Source organism: Massilia sp. 9I, assembly GCF_902506415.1.
In the GTDB taxonomy this organism is placed as follows: domain Bacteria; phylum Pseudomonadota; class Gammaproteobacteria; order Burkholderiales; family Burkholderiaceae_D; genus Telluria.
Genome location: NZ_LR733275.1, coordinates 3,118,023 through 3,139,118, shown reverse-complemented (window position 1 = coordinate 3,139,118; position 21,096 = coordinate 3,118,023). Strand labels below are relative to the sequence as shown.

The window sequence follows — 21,096 nt, the reverse complement described above, 5'->3', positions numbered from 1 at the left end:
TCATGAAGACCGCATCTTTCCAGCGTCTGCAGGGTATTGGCATGGGCTTCCTGGCCGGCTACGTCGACACCCTCGGCTTCATGGCCCTGTTCGGCCTGTTCACGGCCCACGTTACCGGCAACTTCGTGCTGATCGCGGTCTCGCTGGCCGACCCGACGCAGACGCCTTCGCTGCTCAAGCTGCTGGCCTTCCCGGCCTTCATCCTGGGCGTCGCCGCGGCCCGGCTGCTGGTGGCCCGCTGCGAACGCCGCGCCACCTCGGCGGTCAAGCCTTCCTACCTGCTGCAACTGGTGCTGCTGCTGGGCTTCATGGCCTGCGGCATGCTGGCCGAACCGGTGGGTAAAAGCGTCGGCGCGCTGGCGATGGCGGCCGGTCTGCTGGGCGCCGCGGCGATGGGCGCGCACAGCGCCGCCAGCAAGCTGCTGCTGACCCACCTGGCGCCGACCTCGATGATGACCGGGAACGTGACCCAGCTCGTGATCGACACGGTCGACCGCCTGCGCGGCGCCGCCGACGCGGCTACCCGCGCGCGCTGCGCCAAGTTCTTCTGGCCGGTCTTGGCCTTCGCCCTCGGCTGCGCGGCCGCCGCCTTTGCCTACCGCACCTTCGGCTTCGTCGCCCTGATCGTGCCGGTGGCGATCCTGGTCCTGCACCTGGTGCTGGCGGAGCCGGAGGCCGCATGATGCGCGCCATGACGAAGAATCGGCTGGAGGCCTTCAGCGACGGTGTGATCGCGATCATCATCACGATCATGGTGCTGGAGCTGCAGCCGCCGCACGGCACCAACGCCGCCGACCTGGCCGGCGTGCTGCCCGGCTGGCTGCGCTATGCGCTCAGCTTCGTCTACGTCGGCATCTACTGGGTGAATCACCATGCGCTGCTCGACCGGGTGGCCAAGGTCGACGGCGCGGTCCTGTGGACCAACCTGCACCTGCTGTTCTGGATGTCGCTGATTCCCTGGGTGACCGCCTGGGCCGGCGAACACCCGATGGCCCCTGTGCCGGTGGCGCTGTACGGCGTGGTGCTGCTGCTGTGCTCCGTGTCCTTCATGCTGCTGTCCTGGCGCCTGGATGTGGAAACCGGACACGCGATGGCCTGGGGCAGCCGCAAGAACCGGATCTCGATCGCCCTGTACGGGCTGGCCATCGTGCTCTCGCTCTGGTATCCGCCGCTCGGCGCGCTGATCCATGTGCTCTTGGCGGGCTACTGGCTGATGCCGGAAGCGGGCGTATTGTCATGAAGGCAGCGTCCCTGTATGCTCCAGCGGCATCCACGCAACCAAGAAAGAACCCATGAACAAGCTGATTTCCTCCTGCCTCCTCGGGGCCGCACTGAGCCTGGCGCTCGCCGGCTGCAAGCGCAACGAAGCACCGCAAGCCACGCAAGCGGGCGCGGTGGCCCTGCAGAAGATCGACACCGTCATCGGCACCGGCCAGGAAGCGGTGGCCGGCAGCACCGCCGTCGTGAACTACACCGGCTGGCTGTACGAGCCGAAGGCCGAAGCGCAGCATGGCGCGCAGTTCGATTCCTCCGTCGGCCGTGAGCCCTTCAGCTTCCAGGTCGCCGGCGGCCAGGTGATCCCGGGCTGGGACGAAGGCGTGCAGGGCATGAAGGTGGGCGGCAAGCGCACCCTGATCGTCCCCGCCGACAAAGGCTACGGCGCGTCCGGCGCTGGCCCGATCCCGCCGAACGCCACCCTGATCTTCGATATCGAGCTGCTGGAAGTTCGCTGAGCGCCACCTCTCCATGCATCGGGCCTGTGGCCCGGCTGGCGGATGTAGCGGAGTCCGAGATCGTCCCGGTCTCCGCCTGAACCGCGGCCGGCCTCAGAGCCTGCCGTGGGCGAAATAGCGGCGTTGCCTGCTCCTGAAGCCATCTCCGTAGTAGTCTGCCGCCCAGGTACAGTCCTCATTCAAGGATTTCGGCTGAAAGGCCGCATGCGCGTTCCTTGCTGCGTTGACCGCTTCGCGAAACGCGTAATGCGAGTAAGAACGCATGAACTCGCCAAGATAAATGTCCGCGACTTCGTCGTCCCCGGCAATAACCAGCATGTTCTCGTCGTTTGCAATGCACGAGGCTTCGCTAAAATTGGCCGAGCCGGAAATGACCAGGGGGTTGCTGCCAAGCGGATCCACCAGCATGAACTTGGTGTGGATGAACTGGACATGCTTGGCCATGGTGTTCGATCGTTCGAGCAAGAACTGGTCCAATGCGTTGCCGCGCAGGTAGGCGCCGATGGCGACGCGCCCCGACTCCGTTTCCCGCACCTTCCGGACGACTTGCTGTATCTTCGCCCGCTGCAAATTATTGCCCTTGATGCCGTCCATGAGGATGTAGCGCAGCCCCTCGGTGTCCTTCGCCAGCGCCTGGCCCAGCTGCGCATCGATCGAGAAGGCTAGCGTCACCAGTACCGCCGGCGCGCCTTCGATTGCCGCTATATAGCGATCGAGCGCATCGCGTTCCTGGCGCGGACTGAAGATCGGCGTGCAGCCTGTGTCCCAGGCGGGCGGGATCTGGAATGAACTGCTGAGCTCAGTGCGAACCGCGGTGCTCTCGGGATCGGCTTCCAGTCGCCGCCAGTAGTCGAGGAATTGCGCGGCCACGTCGCTGTTCCAGACTTCGTGGCCCGCGTTGAGCTGTCCGAAAAATCCGTTCTCCGACCAGTTGGTGGATCCCGTCCATACTGCAGTCGGGTCTCCTTGCCTGCTCAGCACGACATATTTGTTGTGAGCGATCTTGCTCTTGCCTTGCGTGCGTGGAATTGCGACCTCGAGCAGACCGGCTTCTTCCAGCATGTCGTAATTATCGTCGCGGGGAAACGGCGCCTCGCCGGGTTTGGCATTTTCCTTGGCATCGAAGATGATGCGGACATCGACGCCGCGGCTGCGGGCCCGAGCCAGTGCTTCCAGCGCCGGCGCGTAACGCGCCTCGTAGATCGCCGCATGCAGGGTATCGCCGGCCTCGGCCTTGCCGACGAAGTCGGTGAAGGATTCGAGCAGGCCGCGACTGAGCCATTCAAATGCCGCGCCATTCTCTACTTCCTCTGGATCGCGGTTCTCGAAGCGCCGAGCATATTCTTGAGCGGCAACCGCGCCACGATTGAAATGCACCGCATGGCCTGACGCGGTCTGGATGATCGTACGGATTTCCACGCTGGCTTCGGCAAGTGGCGTCAACGCCGTGGGGACACCGCCCAGCGCGACGATCCGGTAGGTATAGCTCATGCCGGGATCGACCGTGTAGTCGGCCCAGAGAAAAGCCTGGACCGGGTGCTGGCGCGTGGATACCCGTTCGCCTTTCTTGATGCCTGGATCGGTGGTCCGGTAGCGCTTCTGTGCACTGAGCCACCTGGCGCGACCACTTGCATGATCGGTGCGGTGAATTGCGAAGCCCTGCAGTTCACCAGCGCGGTCTTCGGGCCAATCGAAACCGAAGCTCACCACATGACTTCCCGGAATCGCATGGACATGAAGTCCATCAACACTATTCGTTTGCCTCATCGCATCTCCGCCTTCAGGTTTGAGAGTGGAATGTGGTCACAACCAGGGTCAGCTGCGCACACCAGCGGCGACCATACGGGCCTGCGGCTATCGATCGATAGCGCCAGCAATAGTTTGGGTTACGTCAACAATCTATTCTGTTTTTGACGTAAATACGATCGCTCTTGCGGAAGAGGGAGATGAAAGAACAACGCGTGTCGCGCTGAGCTACCGGTGTCAGCTGCGGCGCAGGGCCGTGAAGGCCGCGAACTCCCAGGACCGGAAGCCCAGCAGCAGGGTATAGCCGTCGCGCTCCGTCGGCGCCAGCCGGCGGTCGTTGCGGTGCAGGCGCGCCAGTTCGCCGGCCAGCCCCTCGATCTTCTGCGCCAGCTCCTGCGCGCTGGCGCTGGACAGGCGCGCCGGCAGGCACATCAGGGTTTCGCCCGGACGGTCGAAGCCGCCCGCAAAATAGTCGGCCACTACATGCTCACGGAAATAGCGCTGCACCGGGCCGCCCGGCAGCCAGCGGAAGGCGTTCGAGACGCGCAGGCTGTAGCGGTTCAGCGGCTTCAGCTCAATCAGCCCAAGCCGATCGAGCTCGGCCAGCAGGGTGATGCATTCCGGCTCGGTCAGGCGATAAGTCTCGATCACCTGTTCCAGCGACCAGTGCCCGAGGCAGCAGATCGCCATCAAGAGCAGGCGCGGATTGGCCACCAGCGAGGTTTCCTGGGGCAGGGTGAGGGCGTCGGCTTGCGGCCGCGAATCGGCGGCGCGGCGCAGCACGTCTTCCAGCGCGATGCCGGTCACCTGGCAGATCTGGGCCAGGCGCGACAGGGCCATGTCTTTCTGCCCGAACATGCGTTTGACGCTCGATTCGCTGACGCCGATGCGGTCGGCCAGCCCCTTGTAGGTGATGCCTGCCGCGCGCAGTTCCGCGCGCAGCACGTCGAGTACCAGCTCCGGTGAACTCATGGTTTTCCTGAATCTGTAATGTCGAGTGAATGTACCTGTGAACGGCGCGCCAGGCAATATGCAGGCGAGCGCAGCACCGACGTAAAAAAGGCGGACACGCCTGCGCGGTCCGCCAAGGGGAAAGACTTGTAAGGGAGAAAGGGTTTACTCGTCGTCGTCTGCGACCAGCTTGGCCTTCTTCAGCATGCGCTTGGCTTCCTGCCGCTCGCTCGAGAGCGGCTTGGCGTGCGCCCCGGCCGACCGAGCTTTGGCCAGGGCCGCGATCGGGTTGCGCGGCTTGCCGAAGTTCTGGGATGGTTCCACCCGCAGCCGCATCTTCTGCCGCGACGCCAGTGCCTTGTTTGCCATCGCCTTTCCTCCCCGTAAAAATTAAAGGACGTAGCGCGACAGGTCTTCGTTGACCGACAGCGCGTCCAGCCGTGCGTTGACGTAGGCCGCGTCGAGGGTCACCGTCTGCTCCTTTTCCAGGCCGGCCGTGAACGAGATTTCCTCGAGCAGCTTTTCCATCACCGTGTACAGGCGGCGCGCGCCGATGTTCTCGGTGCGCTCGTTGACCGAGAACGCGATCTCGGCCAGGCGGTGGATGCCGTCGTCGGTGAACACCACCTGCACGCCTTCGGTCGCCAGCAGCGCCTCGTATTGCTTGGTCAGGCTGGCATCGGTCGAGGTCAGGATGCTCTTGAAATCCTCGATCGACAGCGATTCCAGCTCGACGCGGATCGGGAAGCGCCCCTGCAGCTCCGGGATCAGGTCCGAAGGCTTCGACAGGTGGAACGCGCCCGAGGCGATGAACAGGATGTGGTCGGTCTTGATCATGCCGTATTTGGTGTTCACCGTGGTGCCCTCGACCAGCGGCAGCAGGTCGCGCTGCACGCCGGCGCGCGAGACGTCGGCGCCGCCATGCTCGGAACGGGTGGCGATCTTGTCGATCTCGTCCAGGAACACGATGCCGTTCTGTTCGACGTTGGCGATCGCCTTCTGCTTCAGCTCGTCCTCGTTGACGAGCTTGGCGGCTTCCTCTTCGACCAGCAGCTTCATCGCGTCCTTGATCTTCATCTTGCGCGGCTTCTTGCGCGCATTGCCGACGCCGGCGAACATCGTCTTGATCTGCTCGGTCATTTCTTCCATGCCCGGCGGCGCCATGATCTCCATCTGCGGGGCCGGGTCGGCCACGTCGATCTCGATCTCGCGGTCGTCGAGCGAGCCTTCGCGCAGGCGCTTGCGGAAAGTCTGGCGGGTGGCGTCGCCTTCCTTGCTGTCGGCGCCGTTACTGACGTTGAAACCGAAGTCGCGCGCCGGCGGCACCAGGATGTCGATGACGCGGTCTTCGGCCGCATCCTCGGCGCGCTGGCGCACTTTCTTCTGTTCGCTGGCGCGGGTCTGCTTGACGCCGATGTCGATCAGGTCGCGGATGATGGTGTCGACGTCGCGGCCGACATAGCCGACCTCGGTGAATTTGGTGGCTTCGATCTTGATGAAAGGCGCATCGGCCAGCTTGGCCAGGCGGCGCGCGATCTCGGTCTTGCCGACGCCGGTCGGGCCGATCATCAGGATATTTTTCGGAGTGATCTCGTGGCGCAGCGGCTCGGCGACCTGCTGGCGGCGCCAGCGGTTGCGCAGCGCGATCGCGACCGCGCGCTTGGCCTTGCCCTGGCCGACCACGTGCTTGTCCAGCTCCGAGACGATCTCGGGCGGCGTCATGTTCATGATGGGGGACGAGTTCATTCCAGGGTCTCGATGATGTGGTTCAGGTTGGTGTAGATGCACAGCTCGCCCGCGATGGTGAGCGACTTCTTGACGACATCAAGAGGCGACATCTCGGTGTTCTCAAACAGGGCCTTGGCGGCCGAATGGGCGTACACGCCGCCCGAGCCGATCGCGCCGAGGCCGTCTTCGGGCTCGAGCACGTCGCCGTTGCCGGTGATGATCAGGGTCGACTCGCGGTCTGCGACCAACAGCATGGCCTCCAGCTTGCTCAGCATGCGGTCGGTGCGCCAGTCCTTGGCCAGTTCGACCGAGGCGCGCAGCAGGTTGCCCTGGTGTTTTTCCAGCTTGGCTTCGAAGCGGTCGAGCAGGGTGAAGGCGTCGGCGGTGGCGCCGGCGAATCCGCACAGGACCTTGCCCTGGTAGAGTTTACGCACCTTGCGCGCCGAGCCCTTCATGACGACGTTGCCCAGCGTGACCTGGCCATCGCCGCCGAGCGCGACTTGCGCGCCGCGCCTTACGCTGACGATGGTGGTGCCGTGAAATTGTTCCATTTTTAGCCTCGTGGTTGTCTAGCCCCCCGCAGATGGGGTGGGTGCATTAAATTGCAAGACAAGCGCGGCCAAAAACTGTCGCGCAGGAAAAACGGTGAAGCTCAGTAGCGATGCGGGTAAAGACGCAGCGCGCTGTCGTCATGAGCGTAGCCGAGCAGGCGCAGCAGGGCGGCGGCCAGATGGTTCAGTTCGCGCAGTTCGACGCCGCGCCCTTGCTCGGTATGCACACGCAGCCTGGCCTGCAGCGCGGTGGCGCAGGCATAGTCCATGCGCGCCAGGCGCGAGCAATCCAGCACCAGGAGTTCGCGCCCTTCGGCATAGGCGTCGATGGCGTCCAGCAGGGCGGCGCAGTCGCCGACGGCCAGCGCCGGCAGCAGGAAACGGTCGCCCGCTTCTGGCGCAGGCGCCGCGGTCGAGACGTGCCGCGGGGTTTCGAACGAGGGCGGCGACACTTCGAAGGTGACGCAGTAATCCATCGCCGATTCCTCGAAATCCTTTTCGCGGTTCGAGAGCAGCAGCAGTTCGAGCAGCAGCAGCCAGGGTGCTTCGCCCGAGGCGCGCTCGCCGACCGCCAGCATGGGACGCAGGGTCGCCATCAGGCTGTCGGCGCCGGCCAGCACCAGTTCGCGCCCCTCCTTGCGCAGCGCCTGCAGGACCTGCAGCAGGCGGGCGCAGCCCTCGGCATCGGCGCTGCGCACCGCGCCGAGATCGATGCGCACCAGCGGCGCGCTGGACGCCAGCAGGCGCTCCAGGCGCGGCGCGATGGCCGTGTCGAGCATGGGGCCGAGGCTTTCGCTGGCCGCGACCCCGGCCGCGCGCGGCGCCTCCAGATCGGGCAGCAGCGGCTTGTAGGCCGGCGGCGAGGTTTCGAAGTGGCTGGCGTAATCGATCGCGATGCTCTCGAAGGCCGCTTCCTGGCCGGTGGCCTGGTACAGGTCGAACAGCATCCACCACGGCAGGCGTTCGTGCTGGCCGAAGTCGTGCAGGCTGTCGCGCAGCAGGCTTTCCGCGGCCGCGGCCTGGCCGTTGGCGTACAGGATGGCGCTTTCTTCGACCGCCGGCGCGGTGGCGGGGACGGCGGCGGCGTCGGGCAGTTCGTCGGCGGCTGCTTCAGCGGCGGGAACGAGCGCGCTTGCGGTGGCGGCGGGACGGCGCGCGGCGCTGCCCCAGGCCGGCTCGTCGTCGAAGATGTCGGAAGCCATGGCCAGCTCGATCTCGTCGATCTTGGCGGCGGTGGCGCGCGCGATGGCGCGCTGGCGCTCGCGTTCAGCCTCGCTGTCGAGGCGCGAGGGTTCGCCGGCGCGCAGGCGCGTGTCCAGCGCGAGGAGATCCGCGTCTGGCGCTTCGCTCTTTTTCTTCAGAAAGGAGAACAGCCCCATGGTCCCAGTGGATAAATGAATACCTGCTCGGCAACGAGCATGACGGTAGCACGGCTGCGCGCGCTACGTGCTGCGCGCACGCGCCCGTGCGCCTGCCGTTCGCTAGTGTATCCCATGGGAAACGAAAACATATGCACGACGCTTACGCTGTGCAAAAGAAAAAAGCATGCGCCTTGCGGTGCATGCTTTTTTCGTGGGGGGAGGGTGGAATCAGTCGCCGTACAGCTTTTGCTTGAGTTCGCGGCGCTGCTGGGCTTCCAGTGACAGGGTCGCGGTCGGGCGGGCGATCAGGCGTGCGACGCCGATCGGTTCGCCGGTTTCATCGCACCAGCCGTATTCGCCGTTGTCGATGGCCTGCAGCGATTGCTGGACCTTCTTGAGCAGCTTGCGTTCACGGTCGCGGGTGCGCAGTTCCAGCGCGTGTTCTTCTTCGATGGTCGCGCGGTCGGCCGGGTCCGGCACCAGCACGGTTTCGCGCAGGTGTTCCGTGGTCTCGCCGGCGTTTTTCAGCAGTTCCTTCTCGAGCTCCTGCAGGCGGTTGCGGAAGAACGCCAGCTGCGCCGGATTCATGTAGTCGTCGTCGCTCATCGCCCGAATTTCTTCTTCCGTCAGAAGGCGTTCTTCAGGCTGCGCGGCGGTATTCGGTTTCGTTGTTTTAGTCATGATGCCTTCGATACGACAGAGGTTTTCATTTTAGCAGCAAACTCAGCATTAACACCTTAACAACGGATGTGTGCGCGAGAGCCGCTGCCCGGACGGCGACCGCCGTCCTTCACTGCCTGTCCCGACGCCGCCATGTAGCGGCGGGACGATGCCCGGATTGTGCGCATGGCGCCGGTGGCGCGGGTAGCGCGATTGCCAGGCCTGCCAGCTGTTGCGGCAGGCTGTCAGGCGGGTCCGGTTGCGCCCGCAAAACTGATGTAGTTTATACCAAACATTGTTCCAGTCCGCGGATAAATACGTCTTTTGGTAAATTTTTACCAATAAACACCATTTTACTGCCACGGGTTTCGGCCTCGCCCCACTTTGCGCCCAGGTCGCTGCCCATGATTTGATGCACCCCTTGGAACACGACCTTGCGGTCGGCCCCCAGCATCGACAGCACGCCCTTGTAGCGCAGCATCTGCGGGCCGAAGACCTGCACCATGCTGCCCAGGAACTGGTCGAGACGTTCCGGATCAAAAGCGCGCTCGCTCTTGAACACGAAGGCGGCGATGTCGTCGGTATGGTGGCTGTGGTGGTGGTCGTTGTGATTGCAGGCTTCGCCGTGGGCATGCTCGTGGCCGCAGTGATCGCCGTGCACATGCTCATGATCGTGCTCGTGTGCGTGCTCTTCGGCGCGCAAGAAGTCCGGGTCCAGTTCCAGCTTGTCGTTCAGGTTGAAGCCGCGCAGGTCCAGCACCTCGGCGATCGGCGCACGGCCGAAGTCGCTGAGCGAGATCGGGGCGCGCGGGTTGATGCGGTGCAGGCGTGCCTTGAGCGCGTCGACCGCGGCGGCATCCACCAGGTCGGTCTTCGACAGCAGGATCTTGTCGGCGAACCCGACCTGGCGCTGGGCTTCCTCGTGGCGGTCCAGCTGGTCCATCGCATGGCGCGCATCGACCACGGTGACCACCGCGTCGAGCATGTAGTTAGCGCCCACTTCTTCGTCGACGAAGAAGGTCTGCGCCACCGGGCCCGGGTTGGCCAGGCCGGTGGTCTCGATGACCACGCGGTCAAACGCGATCTCGCCGGCGGCGCGTTTCTGCGCCAGATTGGTCAGGGCCACGATCAGGTCGCCGCGCACGGTGCAGCAGATGCAGCCGTTGTTCATTTCGACGATCTGCTCGCCGGTGTCGCGCACCAGGATTTCGTTGTCGATGTTTTCCTGGCCGAATTCGTTTTCGATGACCGCGATGCGCAGGCCGTGCTCCTCGTGCAGGATGCGGTTGAGGAGGGTGGTCTTGCCTGCGCCGAGGAAGCCGGTCAGGATGGTGCTTGGGATTGGTTCCATGTTCGCCTTGCTGAAGCTTGGGCCCGCTGTCCGTGCGGGAGAATCGGGCGATTATGCCGGATTTCGTGTTTCATCACCATCAACTGTGCAGCGTCTTGACGTTGCTCAAGCCTTACGTTGCGTCCGCCTATTTCGCTTTCGCGCGCGGATGGGCCTTGTCGTAGACGGCGGCCAGGTGCTGGAAATCGAGCGCCGTATAGACCTGGGTCGACGTGATGCTCGCATGCCCCAGCAGCTCCTGCACCGCGCGCAGGTCGCCCGACGATTGCAGCACGTGCGAAGCGAAGGAGTGCCGCAAGACGTGCGGGTGGACGTGCACTGGCGTGCCCGCGCGCAGCGCATGCGCCTTCAGCCGGGTTTGCACCACGCGCGGCGTGATGCGGGCGCCGCGTGCCGACAGAAAGAGCGCGGCGCTGCCGTCGCGCGCCACCGGGCGCACCGCCAGCCAGGCCGTGAGCGCACTGCGCGCCGGCGCGCCGACGGGCACGCGGCGCATTTTGCCACCCTTGCCGGTGACGACCACTTCGCCGGCCTGCAGGTCGAGCCAGCCGAGCGAAGCAGGCGTGCCATTGCCGCCCTCGGTATAGACCATGTCGAGCCAAACGAGTTCCGAGACCCGCAGGCCGCTCGAATACAGCAGCTCGAACATGGCGCGGTCGCACAGTTCGGCCGGCTCCGGATGGCCGTGCTGGTTGGCTTCCATCAGCTGCACCGCGTCGTCGACCGACAGGGCTTTCGGCAGGGTCTTGGGCCGGCGCGGCGCCCGCACGCCTTCGACCGGATTCGCGCTCAGCGTCGCATGGCGCGACAGCCAGTCGTAGAAGCCGCGCCAGCCGGACAGCTTGCGCGCGATCGAGCGCGCCGACTGGCCGCCGGCGTGCAGCCTGGCGGCGAAGCGGCGGATGTCGTGGTGGGACAGTTTCTGCCAGTCTTCGTGGCCGGCAAGCTGGGCGAGTTCCTGGAGGTCGCGCCGGTAGGCCGCGACCGTGTGCGGCGAGAGCTGGCGCTGGGTGGCCAGCTCGCCCAGGTAGCGTGCGGCAAGGTCGTTCTCTGCCGCAGTCATGGGCTCAGGCGCGCAGCGGCGCCAGCGCGGTGCTGGCGGTGGCCGCGATGTGGACCAGGAAGTCGGTCGCCATGGTCGCGGTGAAGCGGTCGTCGTTCGGCGCGCCCAGCACCAGCAGGCCGAAGGTCTTGCCCTGCATGCTCAGCGGCATAAGGACGGTCGAGCGCACCGCGGCCGGATCGTCGAGCCAGCGCACCGCTTCGAAGTCGTTGTTCAGGCCGCAGTAGGGCGCGCGCAGGCTGGCGGCGAACAGGCGGGCATCGTCCGAGACGCCGCTGGTGAACCAGCTGTCGGCGTATTCCGGGGCCAGGTTCCACAGGCGCAGCGAGACTTGTGGCACCATGAATTCGGTGCGCAGGGCGTCGACCAGGTCGCGCGCGATCGCGGCGCTGCCCTTCGAGGCCAGCAGGGCCTGGTTCCAGGCGTGGAAGCGGTTGGCGATCGCGTGGTTTTCCTCGGCGCGGCGGGTCAGTTCGGCCAGGCGCAGTTCGAGGATGCGGTATTTGTCGCGCATCACCTCCATCTGGCGTTCCTGCAGCGACACGGCGCGGCCGGTCAGCGGGCTCGACAGCTTCACTTCGCCCAGCAGGCCGGCGTGTTCCTCGAAGAATTGCGGGTGGTCGATGAGGTATTGGGCAACGGCGTTGGCGTCGAGGGTCTCGATGGTCATGAAAGTATGCAAGGTGAAAAGTCCGTCCGCCATTTTACCTGACAGCCAGATATCGACGGACATAAAAAAGACGCTCCCGTGGGAGCGTCTTTCGTGGCAGCTCGCTCTTGAGCGGCTAACAAAACCCCCAGGGCAAGGCGGATCGTCGAAGACAGTACGCTAGTACGGCGAGACGATCCAACGCAGCCATGGGGGGAATTGTTAGGCGCGAGATCAGAAGCGGTGGCGGATGCCGACTTGCAGCGCGCGGCCGTCGTCGCCCGGACGCTTGGTGAAGCCGCCCGGATTGCCGGCGGTACCCGGTGCGTACTGGCCATCGTTCTGGTTCTTGATGATGGCGGCCACGGTGTACAGGTCGGTGCGCTTCGACAGGAAGTGGTCGTAGCCCAGTGCCCACAGGTCGGCGTCGCTGTTCGACGGCAGACGGTCGTCCTGGTGTGCGTAGGAAGCCATGATGCGGCCGCTGCCCAGCTTGAAGTGCGCGCCCACTTGCCAGCTCTTCGCATCCTGCTTGGTGTTGGCGGTGATGTTGGTCACGAAGATGTTGCGCAGCGCAGCCTGGTTCGCCGCCGGCACGCCCTGCTGGGTCAGGACCGGGGTCACGCCCGCATCCCAGCCGCCGATGTAGTCGGCCAGCAGGGCCGAGTTCTGGTTGCGCTGGCTGTGGAAGCCGGCGAAGAATTTCCAGGTGTCGCCCAGGGCGTAGGAGCCGCCCACGGTGACGGTGCGCAGGCTCGGACGGTTCTGCTGGTCATAGCCGTGGTTGTAGCCGACGCCGACGTCGAGGCCGTTCGCGGTATAGGTGAGGGCAGCGGCGCGGAACTTGTTGTAGCGGCCGAGGTAGCCCGAACCTTTTGGACCGTACATGAGCGAACCGCCGATGCCGTTCGGCAGGGCGATGCGGTACTGGATGGCTTCCTGCGAGCGGATGTCGGCGCCCAGCGCGGTGAAGCCGGCGGTGCCGCCGGTCACGTGGCCCCAGGTGCCGGCCGTGCCCGATTCGAAGGCGTCGGCCTTGTTGAAGACTTCATAGCCCGGGGTGTACATGCGGCCGAGCAGGACGGCGCCGACCGGGGTGATCACGCCGACCATCGCGGTGCGGTCGAACAGGGCGCGTTCCTGGTTGACTGCCGGGCCGCCCGGCGGCTGGATCAGCGACTGGAGACGCGAGCGGATCGCGACCGGGATCGCATCCATGCCCTTGAGCAGGTAGAGGCCCGGATTGTCATTCATCAGGGTCGGCTGCTGGGTGCCGGTGTCGAGTTCGACGCGCGCTTCGAGGTTGAAGATGGCCTTGTAGCCGTTGCCCAGGTCTTCGGTGCCCTTGAAACCGATACGCGAGCCGTCGGCGCCGCCGCTATAGATCTTGGTCGGGCCACCCTTCTGCCACATCACGCCGGCGTCGGCGATGCCATAGATCTGCACGCTGGTCTGCGCGAAGGCCGAGGTTGCGAAACAGGTGCCGAGCAGCGCGGCCAGGATACTTTTCTTCATTGCGTCTCCATGTTATTTGCGAACGAGCGTTTTTTTACTCGCCTTGCCAATATGCCATTGCTTACGTGCACTGTACAGACCCCTCATGCAGGAGGCCTAGACAGCTTGGCAGGCGTTGCTTAAAAACTACAAAAACTGCGTAAAACGACAGGGGCGGGCATGGTTGCCCATGTCCGCCCCTGTAGGTAGCGCGGACCCTGGAAGCCCGCACTCCGGCTGATTCAGCTTAGAACGAGTGGTTCACGCCCACGTCGTAGTGGTTCACGGTCGACGGGATGGTGGTCAGGCCCTTCTTGCGCGATGCGTCGACGTACAGGTAGGTACGCTTCGACAGGCTGTACTCGTAGCCCAGCGAGAACTGCTTGACCTTCTGCAGACCATCGGTGTCCTTCTGGCCATAACCGGCCAGGAACTTGCCCGGGCCCATGGTGTAGTTCGCGCCCAGCACCCATGCGTTGGTGTTGGCGTTGGCGAAGCGGTTCTCTTCCTGGTCCTGCTTCGAGTACAGGCCCATCAGCTTCAGTTCCGGGGTGGCGGCGAACGATGCGCCGATCGACCAGACCTTCGATTCGATGGCATTGCGCTCGTAGCCGGCCATGAAGGCTGCCGGACCGTTGTTGTAGGTGCCGGTGATCGAGAACGGGTTCGACGATGCCTGCGCGCCGACCGGGAACTGCGGGTTGGCTGCGGTGCCGCGGCCGATCACGGCCGGGCCGCCGCCGTTTTCCTTGGTGGCGATGGCGGCGTTCAGCTGGAAGCCGCTGGTGACCGGCGAGTTGTACCAGACAGCGTTCGAGAAGCGGTTGCTCGAGTAGCCGGCCACGTCCAGCGGCTGCGAGTTGTAGCCTGCGACGGCGAGGTCGGTCCAGAAGCCTGCCGGGCTCGGCGAAGCGTGGAAGGGCTCGAAGGCGCCGACGGTTTCGTGGTACGGGGTCAGGCCGCGACCGATGCGGACCATGCCGAAGTCGCCCTGCAGGCCGACGCGGCTCTGGCCCTGGAACAGCGGACGCTGGGTGCCGTTGCCGCCGATTTCATTGGTGCCAGTGTCCGGCTCGTAACGCATTTCCAGCTGGAACAGTGCCTTGAGGCCGTTGCCCAGCTCTTCAGTGCCCTTGAAACCCAGGGTGTTCGAGGCGCGCTTGCCGATGTTCAGGGTCTGACCGCTGCGCTTGATGACGCCGGCGTCGATGGTGCCGTAGATCTGGACCGAGGTTTGTGCCTGTGCGGTGCCGGCAGCGAATGCGCCAAGCAGTGCGGCGGCGATGAGGGATTGTTTCATTATTCGTGTTCCTTTTTCTTAAGTGAATCTCAGCTATCCCTGGCATTGAGGCGCGAAGCTGAATGCCCGGATAGCTGAACCTTAAATGCTTGACTCGTCAAGATTGTCGGTTTTGTCAATTATGAAGGGCCGAGTTGGTCGAAAGCCAATAAATCCAATCGTGCTGTTGTATTTTTGAAACGCGTGTCAGAAACGTGTAACAAATTCACCATGGATAACAGCCGAGTTTGCCAAAGGCATCGATTTGCGCAGGCTCAAGGAAGACCGGGATTGAATCGGTGCGCCGCCAGTGACGCCGTAGACTCAAGATCAACATCGAGGTGCACGGCGACGGCAATCCAGGAATTCTTGTATATTGGCAACATTTTTCCGCCTCCCCGAGCGCCACCAGCCGATCCACACCATGACTAGCAATAATGGCTAACCGCGAAGAACTGGCGATCATCCGCAACGCCCGGGCCGGACAGGCAGCCGCCCAGCTCGATCTGGGCAAGCTCTACCTGTTCGGCAGCGCCGGCTTGCCGCAAAGCCTGCCGACCGCGCTGCACTGGCTCGAGCGCGCTGCGCGCCAGGACTGCCGCCAGGCCTGGCAGCTGATCGGCAACCACATCCCGCTGGCGCTGGCCCAGGCCAGCGCGGGCAGCCTCGCGCCCTGGTACGAACGTGCCTATGAAGACGGCAGCGTGCACGCCGGCCTGGTGTTCGCCCAGCTGGTGCTGGGCGAGGGCGCCGCGACGCCGGAGCTGCCCCTGCTGGCCAAGGCCCTGCACGCGCTGGAGGACGCCGCGCGCGCCGGTTTCCCCGAGGCGCAATGGCTGCTGGCACGGCGCCGCGACGCCGCGCCGGCACGGCCAGCCGCGACCGGCCCGGTCCCGGTCTCGGCCCAGGGCTGGCTGCGCCGGGCCGCCGACAGCGGCGTGGCCGAGGCCCAGTCGGCCGTGCTCGAACAAGCCTGGGAAGCCGGCCACCGCGACGACTACCTGGCGCGTGCGCTTCCGCTGGCGCGCGCCGTGGTGGACACCGCGGCCAGCCAGGACGGCGTGCACCGGCTGGCGCCGGGCGACATCATGCTGCTGTCGCGCGTGGCGCGCCTGCTCGACGAGGGCGGACACGCGGAGGCGGTGGCCCGCCACGGGCTCGCGCCCGCAGCCGGCGAACCGCTGTGCTTCTGGGAGCTCGCCGCGGCCGAACACGACCGCCACGCCCAGCTGGCGATGGGCCTGCGCTGCGCGCGCATGGACATCGACGGTCATCGAATCGCCGGTGCGGGTGGCGCCGCCAATTTCAAGAAGGCGATCCGCTGGCTGACGCTGGCGGGCGAGCAGGGCCTGGCCCAGGCCTGGTACGCGCTGTCGCGCATCTATATCAAGCCCGAATTCTCGCAACGGAACGTTGCCGACGCCCAGCGCTATCTGGAGCGTGCCGCCGAGATGGGCTACCGCGACGCCCAGCTCGAATGCGGCCACAACGCCTGGCGCGCGCGCCGCGAGAACGAGAGCAACGACGTGCGCGCCGTCTACTGGCTGCAGAAGGCCGCCGCCCAGGGCAGCGCCGAGGCGGTGGCCTTGCTGCGCAAGATCGCCCCGCGCCTGTCCACGCCGGCCTATGTCGAGACCGGTGCGCTGCTGGCCGGCCATGAGGATGCGCTCGCTTCCCATCCTTTATTGCAGGCGCGGCTGGAACTGGCGGCGGTGTTCGGCCTGTCGCGCGCGGAAGCCCTGTTGCTCGACGTGCCCGCCGCCGACCACGGCCACTGCCTGGTGATCGACATCCGCGCCAGCTACGGACGCAGCAAGCGCCGCCTGGTGCTGGTCGACACCGCCCAGGAACGCCATGCGCTCGACCGCATCGCGCGCCTGTTCGAAGGGATCGACTGCGGGCCGTCGGGGCCGGAGGGGAATTACCGGCAGCGCCTGTACCGGCTGCGTACTGTGGTGGGCGCGGCAGTCAAAGAAGAAGGCGAGGGGGCCGCAGACATTGGCCTGGCGGCTTGATGGACGGCCCGCGCCCTGACAGAAATGTCGATTAACGGTATTTGTTTCCGGCGCCAGACTTGATGCGCCCGATGAGTACAGGCGCCATGCCGAGGGGGACGAAGGCCAGGAGAAAGCCGCCGAGAAAGCTCAGCATCGGGCCGCTTATTCCCCACAAGTCAGTCTCAGGAAGTGCTTTGTACTCACTATCAAAGGCGACCGTGCAGACTGCGAAGAGGATACCTACGAAAACGCCTACCGCCGCCGGTCCAATCAGGGTCTCGCGTTCGCTCTGGGAAAGTTTCATCTAGGTAGCTGGAAATCTCTAAGTTACACACACTGACAGTCGAATCCTTGGTCGGCCGGCTTGTCCGAACAGCGAAGGTCGCGCTTAGGGTCGGCGCGCATCACTGATGCGAAACCTGCGTGCCGCGCCGCTCTCGAGTCCTTTGTTCACGGCGAACACCTCGACCTCGAGCGTCAAAGGGAGCTGGGCCGGAGGATGGCCATCGAGCCAGATAAAGAAGAACTTCGCGCGCTGGCCCGTGATCTTTCCGGTGATCGGTACCAGTGGAAAAATGCGGTCCGGCTGCTGTCCATCCACCACACGGAAGTAGAATCCCACTTCGTTCAAGCGATAGACACTGGACTTCGGCCAGTCGAGCTCCAGCGTCAGCTGTCGCAGGTCGCCACACATCCCTGCCTCGGCACCGGTTCCCCGCACGAGCTGAACGACGCGGATCTGCGGCGCCGGCAGCACAGCGGTCCGGTCGCCATCCATCCTGGCGTCGAACGCGGCGACAGATGGGGTGAATCGCTCGTACCCTGGCGCGAACGAGCAGGCCTGCGCGAACCAGGGGCAGGCGGCAAGTACCATGAAAAGAAGCAGCTTCATGTGCTGTGCCGATGAAGTTCTGGTAAGCGAAGCCTTGCCGCTAACGCGCCGGCAGTCAAGCGCACAGGGAGTCCCGATGCTGGAGTCGATACGAGAACTGATGCAGCCGCCTCCCGGCATGGCTTTCGATTTCAGCCAGCCGGCGGGCGAGCCGGCGCTGGCGCCGCTTGACGGCGTGGCCTGGCAGGTGTTCGCCAACCCGGTCGCGCTGTTCATCGGCGGCGTGGCGGCGGTGCTGCTCGAGCTGGCCGAACCCGCGGTGCGCGCCGGCGTGTGGGAGCACAGCAGCTTCCGGCGCGACCCCGTCATGCGCCTGCGCCGTACCGGCTTCGCCGCCATGATGACCGTCTATGGTCCCCGTTCCGCGGCCGAAAAGCTGATCGCGCGCGTGGTGCGGATGCATGGCCGGGTGGAAGGCAGCACGGCCGACGGCCTGGCCTACCGTGCGAACGATCCGGACCTGCTCGACTGGGTGCATGCCACCGCCGGCTTCGGCTTTACCGAGGCCTATCACGTCTATATCCGGCGTTTGTCGGCGGCCGAAAAGGATGCCGCCTTTGCCGAAGGCCGGCCCGCCGCGCTGCTGTATGGCGCGACCGGGTCGCCCGGCAGCTGGCTGGAGTGGGAGAGGATGCTGGCGGCGACCGCGCCCCGCCTGCAAGGGTCGGATACGCTCGACGAATTCCTGCAGACCATGGCCGCGGCGCCCATTGCGCCGGCACCGCTGCGGCGCTTGCAGTGGCTGCTGGTGCGCGCCGCCGTGCAGATTCTTCCGGAGCCGGTCAGGTCGCTGCCGCAGCTGCGCCGACATGGATTGCGGCCTGGAGAAGCGACGCTGGTGCGTGCGCTGGCGCGTTCGGCCGCGCTGCTGCCGCTGGGAGAGATGCCGCCGGCCCAGGCCGCGCGGCGCCTTGCTTAGATCTCGACTTCGCCTTCGAACACCGTCACCGCCGGACCGCTGAGGTAAACCGGCTGGCCGTCGCCCGCCCAGGCAATGCTGAGTTCACCGCCGCGTGCCGACACGCGCACCGGCGAATCGAGCAGGCCGCGCCGGATGCCGGCCACGACGGCGGCGCAGGAGCCGGTGCCGCAAGCCAGGGTCTCGCCGGCGCCGCGCTCGAATACGCGCAGCCTGATGTGGTGGCGGTCCACCACCTGCATGAAGCCGGCATTCACTTTCTTCGGGAAACGCGCGTGGGTTTCGATTGCCGGACCCATGCTCTCGACCGGGGCGGTATCGACGTTCTCGACCACCTGCACCGCGTGCGGGTTGCCCATCGAGACCACCGATACGAACACCGTGTCGCCGTCCACCGACAGCGGCCAGGTCGTGTCCTCGCCCTCGGCACGGCCATCCAGTCCGGCGGCGTCGAACGGCACCTCTGCCGGATCCAGGCGCGGGGCGCCCATGTCCACCGTGACGCTGCCGTCGTCTTCGAGGCGCGGGGCGATAATGCCCTTCATGGTCTCGACACGGATGCTGCGCTCGCCGGACAAACCCTTGTCGCTGACGAAGCGGGCGAAGGCACGCGCGCCATTGCCGCACTGTTCGACTTCGCCGCCGTCGCTGTTGAAGATGCGGTAGCGGAAATCGATGCCTTCGCTCGCCGGGCGCTCGACCACCAGGATCTGGTCGGCCCCGATGCCGAAGCGGCGGTTGGCCAACTGGCGCCATTGTTCCGGGCTCAGATTCACGTCCTGGTTGATCGCATCGACGACGATGAAATCGTTGCCGGCGCCATGCATCTTGGTGAATTTCAGTTTCATGCCTGTTTCAGTTCTGCTTAACTAAATCCGTAAAAGATTAGCCCAGCTTAATTAGTCGTAGAACGAGGGCTCGCCCGGCGGCCGGGTCTTGAAGCGTTTATGCGTCCAGAAATACTCGGCCGGCGCTTCGCGCACGCGCTCTTCGATGAAGGCATTCATGCGGCGCGTCGCTTCCACCATGTCGTCGCCCGGGTAATTCTCCCACGCCGGATAAAAACGCACACGCCAGCCCTGGTAGTTCGGCAGGTAGGTGGCGATCACCGGAATCACCTTGGCGCCGGTGGTCGCGGCGATGCGGCCCAGTGCGGTCAGGGTAGCGGCCGGGATGCCGAAGAAGGGCACGAACTCCGCATCCTTTTCGCCGAAGTCCATGTCCGGCAGCATGAAGTAGGGCAGGCCGTCGCGCAGCGCGCGCAGGATCGGCTTGATGCCTTCCTTGCGCGTCACCAGGCGTACCGGGCCGTAGCGTTCACGGCCATGGCGCAGCAGCTTGTCGAAGGCTTCGTTTTTTTGCGGCACGTACATGCTGCACACCGGGATCACGCGCGACGCCACGCCGGCCACATCCAGGCAGACGAAGTGCGGGCACAGCAGGATGGTCGGGCCCGCTTCCATCTCGGCCTGCGGCACGGCGGGTTCCACATGGATATAGCTGCGCACGCGTTCTTCCGGCGCCCACCACAGGATCGAACGCTCGAAGATGCTGCGCGCGTAGGCGCGGAAGTGCTGTTTGGCGATCGCGTAACGTTCGCTTTCCGACTTTTCGGGCAGGCACAGGCGCAGGTTGATCAGGGTGATGCGGCGGCGCTTGCCCATGATCAGGAACATCAGGCTGCCGACCGCTTCGCCAAGGCGCCCCAGGATGGGCAGCGGCAGGAAGTGCAGCAGCCACAGGAAGCCGAGCAGGAGTCTCATGCCGCGGCCTCGCTTTCCGGGCCGGCCACACCTTCCGGTTGCTTGTAGCGGTTGTAGCTCCAGAAGTACTGGGCCGGGCAGCGCGCGATCAATTGCTCCATCGCGCGGTTGATCGAGGCCGCCTGGTCCGCGGCGCTGCCTTCCAGGCTGCCCTCGAAGGGCACGAAGCGCACCACATAGCCACGGCCATGGGGCAAGCGCTCGGCGTAGACCAGCAGGATGTCGGCTTTGCCCAGCTGGGCCAGTTTGGCGGGCAGGGTCATGGTGTAGGCGGTGCGGCCGAACCAGGGCGCCCACACGCCTTCGCCTTCCTGCGGCACCTGGTCCGGCAGCAGGCCGATCGGCTCGCCGCTTTTCAGGGTCTTGGCCAGGATGCGCACGCCGGACAGGGTGGCCGGGGCGAGTTTCAGGTTGTGGCGGGCGCGCGCGCCTTCCACCAGCGGTTTCAGGGCGCTCTTCTTCGGCGGGCGGTACATGACGGTCAGGGCGGTCTGCAGCGCGATCTGCTGGGCCGTCATTTCGAAGCAGCCCAGGTGGGGCGTCAGGAACACGATGCCGCGGCCGCTGTCTAACCGCTCCTGCACCAGCTCCCAGTTCTCGACGCTGGCATGGCGCGCCACGCGCTTGGGATCGGCGCACCAGACGAAGGCGAGCTCGATAATGGCCTTGCCGGCTTCGGACACGGCGGCGTTCAAATGCCGTTCATAGCCGGCCTGGGCCAGGTTGGCGCGCAGGCGGCGCCGATAGGAGCCGGACAGTAAATACACCAGCCAGCCGAGGGCCGCGCCGAGGGCATGCAGAAACGGTAGCGGAAGTACCGATAGTGCACGGAATAAAGAAACTAACATGCGATTGACTAAGGTTGAAAGAAGAGGGCGTGGTAGAGCAAAATTCTCGAAGGAAGCGTAAAATACCACTTTATGCAGGATCCGCCGAGTTAATAGACAACTTGCGAAGCG

22 protein-coding genes are annotated in these 21,096 nt (G+C 65.2%); 5 read left to right on the top strand and 17 right to left on the bottom strand.

Going from position 1 to position 21,096, the window contains the following annotated elements; translation table 11 throughout:
- Positions 1–2: 2 nt before the first annotated feature.
- The 3 genes from GV068_RS14010 to GV068_RS14000 are packed head-to-tail and all read left to right on the top strand — an operon-like array spanning position 3 to position 1,733.
- On the top strand, positions 3–683 hold the full coding sequence (locus GV068_RS14010; protein WP_229464190.1) for a YoaK family protein: 681 nt from the start codon (positions 3–5) through the stop codon (positions 681–683).
- A gap of 8 nt (positions 684–691) precedes the next feature.
- Positions 692–1,240, top strand: a complete 549-nt coding sequence (locus GV068_RS14005; RefSeq protein WP_159698749.1) for a TMEM175 family protein — start codon at positions 692–694, stop codon at positions 1,238–1,240.
- A gap of 52 nt (positions 1,241–1,292) precedes the next feature.
- Positions 1,293–1,733, top strand: coding sequence for an FKBP-type peptidyl-prolyl cis-trans isomerase (locus tag GV068_RS14000; RefSeq protein WP_159698746.1), 441 nt, complete (start codon positions 1,293–1,295; stop codon positions 1,731–1,733).
- 93 nt (positions 1,734–1,826) lie between these two features.
- Here GV068_RS14000 and GV068_RS13995 read toward each other — a convergent pair whose 3' ends face one another.
- The 12 genes from GV068_RS13995 to GV068_RS13940 form a co-directional block, all read right to left on the bottom strand.
- Positions 1,827–3,500, bottom strand: coding sequence for a phospholipase D-like domain-containing protein (locus tag GV068_RS13995; protein ID WP_159698743.1), 1,674 nt, complete (start codon positions 3,498–3,500; stop codon positions 1,827–1,829).
- 216 nt (positions 3,501–3,716) lie between these two features.
- Positions 3,717–4,451 (bottom strand): helix-turn-helix transcriptional regulator, encoded by a 735-nt coding sequence (locus GV068_RS13990; protein WP_159698740.1) that lies wholly within the window; start codon positions 4,449–4,451, stop codon positions 3,717–3,719.
- A gap of 144 nt (positions 4,452–4,595) precedes the next feature.
- Positions 4,596–4,799: a hypothetical protein gene (locus tag GV068_RS13985; RefSeq protein WP_159698737.1), complete on the bottom strand. Its 204-nt coding sequence runs from the start codon at positions 4,797–4,799 to the stop codon at positions 4,596–4,598.
- A gap of 21 nt (positions 4,800–4,820) precedes the next feature.
- Positions 4,821–6,158 (bottom strand): ATP-dependent protease ATPase subunit HslU, encoded by a 1,338-nt coding sequence (hslU, locus tag GV068_RS13980; RefSeq protein ID WP_201303382.1) that lies wholly within the window; start codon positions 6,156–6,158, stop codon positions 4,821–4,823.
- 14 nt (positions 6,159–6,172) lie between these two features.
- A complete protein-coding gene (gene hslV, locus GV068_RS13975) occupies positions 6,173–6,709 on the bottom strand; it encodes an ATP-dependent protease subunit HslV (RefSeq protein WP_159698734.1) in 537 nt (178 codons plus the stop codon).
- A gap of 101 nt (positions 6,710–6,810) precedes the next feature.
- A complete protein-coding gene (locus tag GV068_RS13970; protein WP_159698731.1) occupies positions 6,811–8,088 on the bottom strand; it encodes a hypothetical protein in 1,278 nt (425 codons plus the stop codon).
- A gap of 210 nt (positions 8,089–8,298) precedes the next feature.
- The gene (gene dksA, locus GV068_RS13965; protein WP_159698728.1) at positions 8,299–8,751 is read right to left on the bottom strand and encodes an RNA polymerase-binding protein DksA; all 453 of its coding nucleotides are present in this window, start codon (positions 8,749–8,751) and stop codon (positions 8,299–8,301) included.
- 262 nt (positions 8,752–9,013) lie between these two features.
- Positions 9,014–10,081 (bottom strand): GTP-binding protein, encoded by a 1,068-nt coding sequence (locus GV068_RS13960; protein WP_159698725.1) that lies wholly within the window; start codon positions 10,079–10,081, stop codon positions 9,014–9,016.
- 127 nt (positions 10,082–10,208) lie between these two features.
- The gene (xerC, locus tag GV068_RS13955) at positions 10,209–11,144 is read right to left on the bottom strand and encodes a tyrosine recombinase XerC (protein ID WP_159698722.1); all 936 of its coding nucleotides are present in this window, start codon (positions 11,142–11,144) and stop codon (positions 10,209–10,211) included.
- 4 nt (positions 11,145–11,148) lie between these two features.
- Positions 11,149–11,814: a DUF484 family protein gene (locus tag GV068_RS13950; RefSeq protein ID WP_159698719.1), complete on the bottom strand. Its 666-nt coding sequence runs from the start codon at positions 11,812–11,814 to the stop codon at positions 11,149–11,151.
- A gap of 213 nt (positions 11,815–12,027) precedes the next feature.
- Entirely contained in the window at positions 12,028–13,308 is a 1,281-nt protein-coding gene (locus GV068_RS13945) for a porin (RefSeq protein WP_159698716.1), read from the bottom strand.
- 226 nt (positions 13,309–13,534) lie between these two features.
- Positions 13,535–14,587, bottom strand: coding sequence for a porin (locus tag GV068_RS13940; protein WP_159698713.1), 1,053 nt, complete (start codon positions 14,585–14,587; stop codon positions 13,535–13,537).
- Positions 14,588–15,003: 416 nt separating this feature from the next.
- Here GV068_RS13940 and GV068_RS13935 point away from each other — a divergent pair, with 416 nt between their 5' ends.
- Positions 15,004–16,581 (top strand): SEL1-like repeat protein, encoded by a 1,578-nt coding sequence (locus tag GV068_RS13935; RefSeq protein WP_159698710.1) that lies wholly within the window; start codon positions 15,004–15,006, stop codon positions 16,579–16,581.
- A gap of 31 nt (positions 16,582–16,612) precedes the next feature.
- Here the strand turns inward: GV068_RS13935 and GV068_RS13930 are convergent, their stop codons facing one another.
- Positions 16,613–16,867 carry a hypothetical protein gene (locus GV068_RS13930; protein ID WP_159698707.1) on the bottom strand — a complete coding sequence of 85 codons (255 nt, stop codon included), beginning with the start codon at positions 16,865–16,867 and terminating at the stop codon, positions 16,613–16,615.
- 84 nt (positions 16,868–16,951) lie between these two features.
- Complete coding sequence (locus tag GV068_RS13925; RefSeq protein ID WP_159698704.1) at positions 16,952–17,455, bottom strand: hypothetical protein; 504 nt, start codon at positions 17,453–17,455, stop codon at positions 16,952–16,954.
- Positions 17,456–17,555: 100 nt separating this feature from the next.
- Here GV068_RS13925 and GV068_RS13920 point away from each other — a divergent pair, with 100 nt between their 5' ends.
- Positions 17,556–18,374, top strand: coding sequence for an oxygenase MpaB family protein (locus GV068_RS13920; protein WP_229464180.1), 819 nt, complete (start codon positions 17,556–17,558; stop codon positions 18,372–18,374).
- On the opposite strand, the gene dapF is transcribed toward GV068_RS13920, so the two are convergent.
- From dapF to GV068_RS13905, 3 genes are read right to left on the bottom strand one after another with little or no spacing between them, the layout of a single operon-like run.
- Positions 18,371–19,222 carry a diaminopimelate epimerase gene (gene dapF / locus GV068_RS13915; RefSeq protein WP_159698698.1) on the bottom strand — a complete coding sequence of 284 codons (852 nt, stop codon included), beginning with the start codon at positions 19,220–19,222 and terminating at the stop codon, positions 18,371–18,373. The two genes, GV068_RS13920 and dapF, sit on opposite strands and share 4 nt — an antisense overlap.
- A gap of 51 nt (positions 19,223–19,273) precedes the next feature.
- Positions 19,274–20,137, bottom strand: coding sequence for a lipid A biosynthesis acyltransferase (locus GV068_RS13910; protein WP_159698695.1), 864 nt, complete (start codon positions 20,135–20,137; stop codon positions 19,274–19,276).
- Entirely contained in the window at positions 20,134–20,985 is an 852-nt protein-coding gene (locus GV068_RS13905; RefSeq protein ID WP_159698692.1) for a lysophospholipid acyltransferase family protein, read from the bottom strand. Before GV068_RS13905 ends, GV068_RS13910 begins: the two co-directional genes overlap by 4 nt.
- Positions 20,986–21,096 lie beyond the last annotated feature (111 nt).

Coding starts and splice junctions, on each gene's coding strand:
- GV068_RS13950 (WP_159698719.1), bottom strand. CDS start 11,814: ATGACCATCGAGACCCTCGACGCCAACGCCGTTGCCCAATACCTCATC.
- GV068_RS13910 (WP_159698695.1), bottom strand. CDS start 20,137: ATGAGACTCCTGCTCGGCTTCCTGTGGCTGCTGCACTTCCTGCCGCTG.
- GV068_RS13925 (WP_159698704.1), bottom strand. CDS start 17,455: ATGAAGCTGCTTCTTTTCATGGTACTTGCCGCCTGCCCCTGGTTCGCG.
- hslV (WP_159698734.1), bottom strand. CDS start 6,709: ATGGAACAATTTCACGGCACCACCATCGTCAGCGTAAGGCGCGGCGCG.
- GV068_RS13920 (WP_229464180.1), top strand. CDS start 17,556: ATGCAGCCGCCTCCCGGCATGGCTTTCGATTTCAGCCAGCCGGCGGGC.
- GV068_RS13905 (WP_159698692.1), bottom strand. CDS start 20,985: ATGTTAGTTTCTTTATTCCGTGCACTATCGGTACTTCCGCTACCGTTT.
- GV068_RS13960 (WP_159698725.1), bottom strand. CDS start 10,081: ATGGAACCAATCCCAAGCACCATCCTGACCGGCTTCCTCGGCGCAGGC.
- GV068_RS13935 (WP_159698710.1), top strand. CDS start 15,004: ATGGCTAACCGCGAAGAACTGGCGATCATCCGCAACGCCCGGGCCGGA.
- GV068_RS13990 (WP_159698740.1), bottom strand. CDS start 4,451: ATGAGTTCACCGGAGCTGGTACTCGACGTGCTGCGCGCGGAACTGCGC.
- xerC (WP_159698722.1), bottom strand. CDS start 11,144: ATGACTGCGGCAGAGAACGACCTTGCCGCACGCTACCTGGGCGAGCTG.
- GV068_RS14010 (WP_229464190.1), top strand. CDS start 3: ATGAAGACCGCATCTTTCCAGCGTCTGCAGGGTATTGGCATGGGCTTC.
- dksA (WP_159698728.1), bottom strand. CDS start 8,751: ATGACTAAAACAACGAAACCGAATACCGCCGCGCAGCCTGAAGAACGC.
- GV068_RS13945 (WP_159698716.1), bottom strand. CDS start 13,308: ATGAAGAAAAGTATCCTGGCCGCGCTGCTCGGCACCTGTTTCGCAACC.
- GV068_RS13970 (WP_159698731.1), bottom strand. CDS start 8,088: ATGGGGCTGTTCTCCTTTCTGAAGAAAAAGAGCGAAGCGCCAGACGCG.
- GV068_RS13940 (WP_159698713.1), bottom strand. CDS start 14,587: ATGAAACAATCCCTCATCGCCGCCGCACTGCTTGGCGCATTCGCTGCC.
- GV068_RS13985 (WP_159698737.1), bottom strand. CDS start 4,799: ATGGCAAACAAGGCACTGGCGTCGCGGCAGAAGATGCGGCTGCGGGTG.
- GV068_RS13995 (WP_159698743.1), bottom strand. CDS start 3,500: ATGAGGCAAACGAATAGTGTTGATGGACTTCATGTCCATGCGATTCCG.
- hslU (WP_201303382.1), bottom strand. CDS start 6,158: ATGAACATGACGCCGCCCGAGATCGTCTCGGAGCTGGACAAGCACGTG.
- GV068_RS14005 (WP_159698749.1), top strand. CDS start 692: ATGACGAAGAATCGGCTGGAGGCCTTCAGCGACGGTGTGATCGCGATC.
- GV068_RS14000 (WP_159698746.1), top strand. CDS start 1,293: ATGAACAAGCTGATTTCCTCCTGCCTCCTCGGGGCCGCACTGAGCCTG.
- GV068_RS13930 (WP_159698707.1), bottom strand. CDS start 16,867: ATGAAACTTTCCCAGAGCGAACGCGAGACCCTGATTGGACCGGCGGCG.
- dapF (WP_159698698.1), bottom strand. CDS start 19,222: ATGAAACTGAAATTCACCAAGATGCATGGCGCCGGCAACGATTTCATC.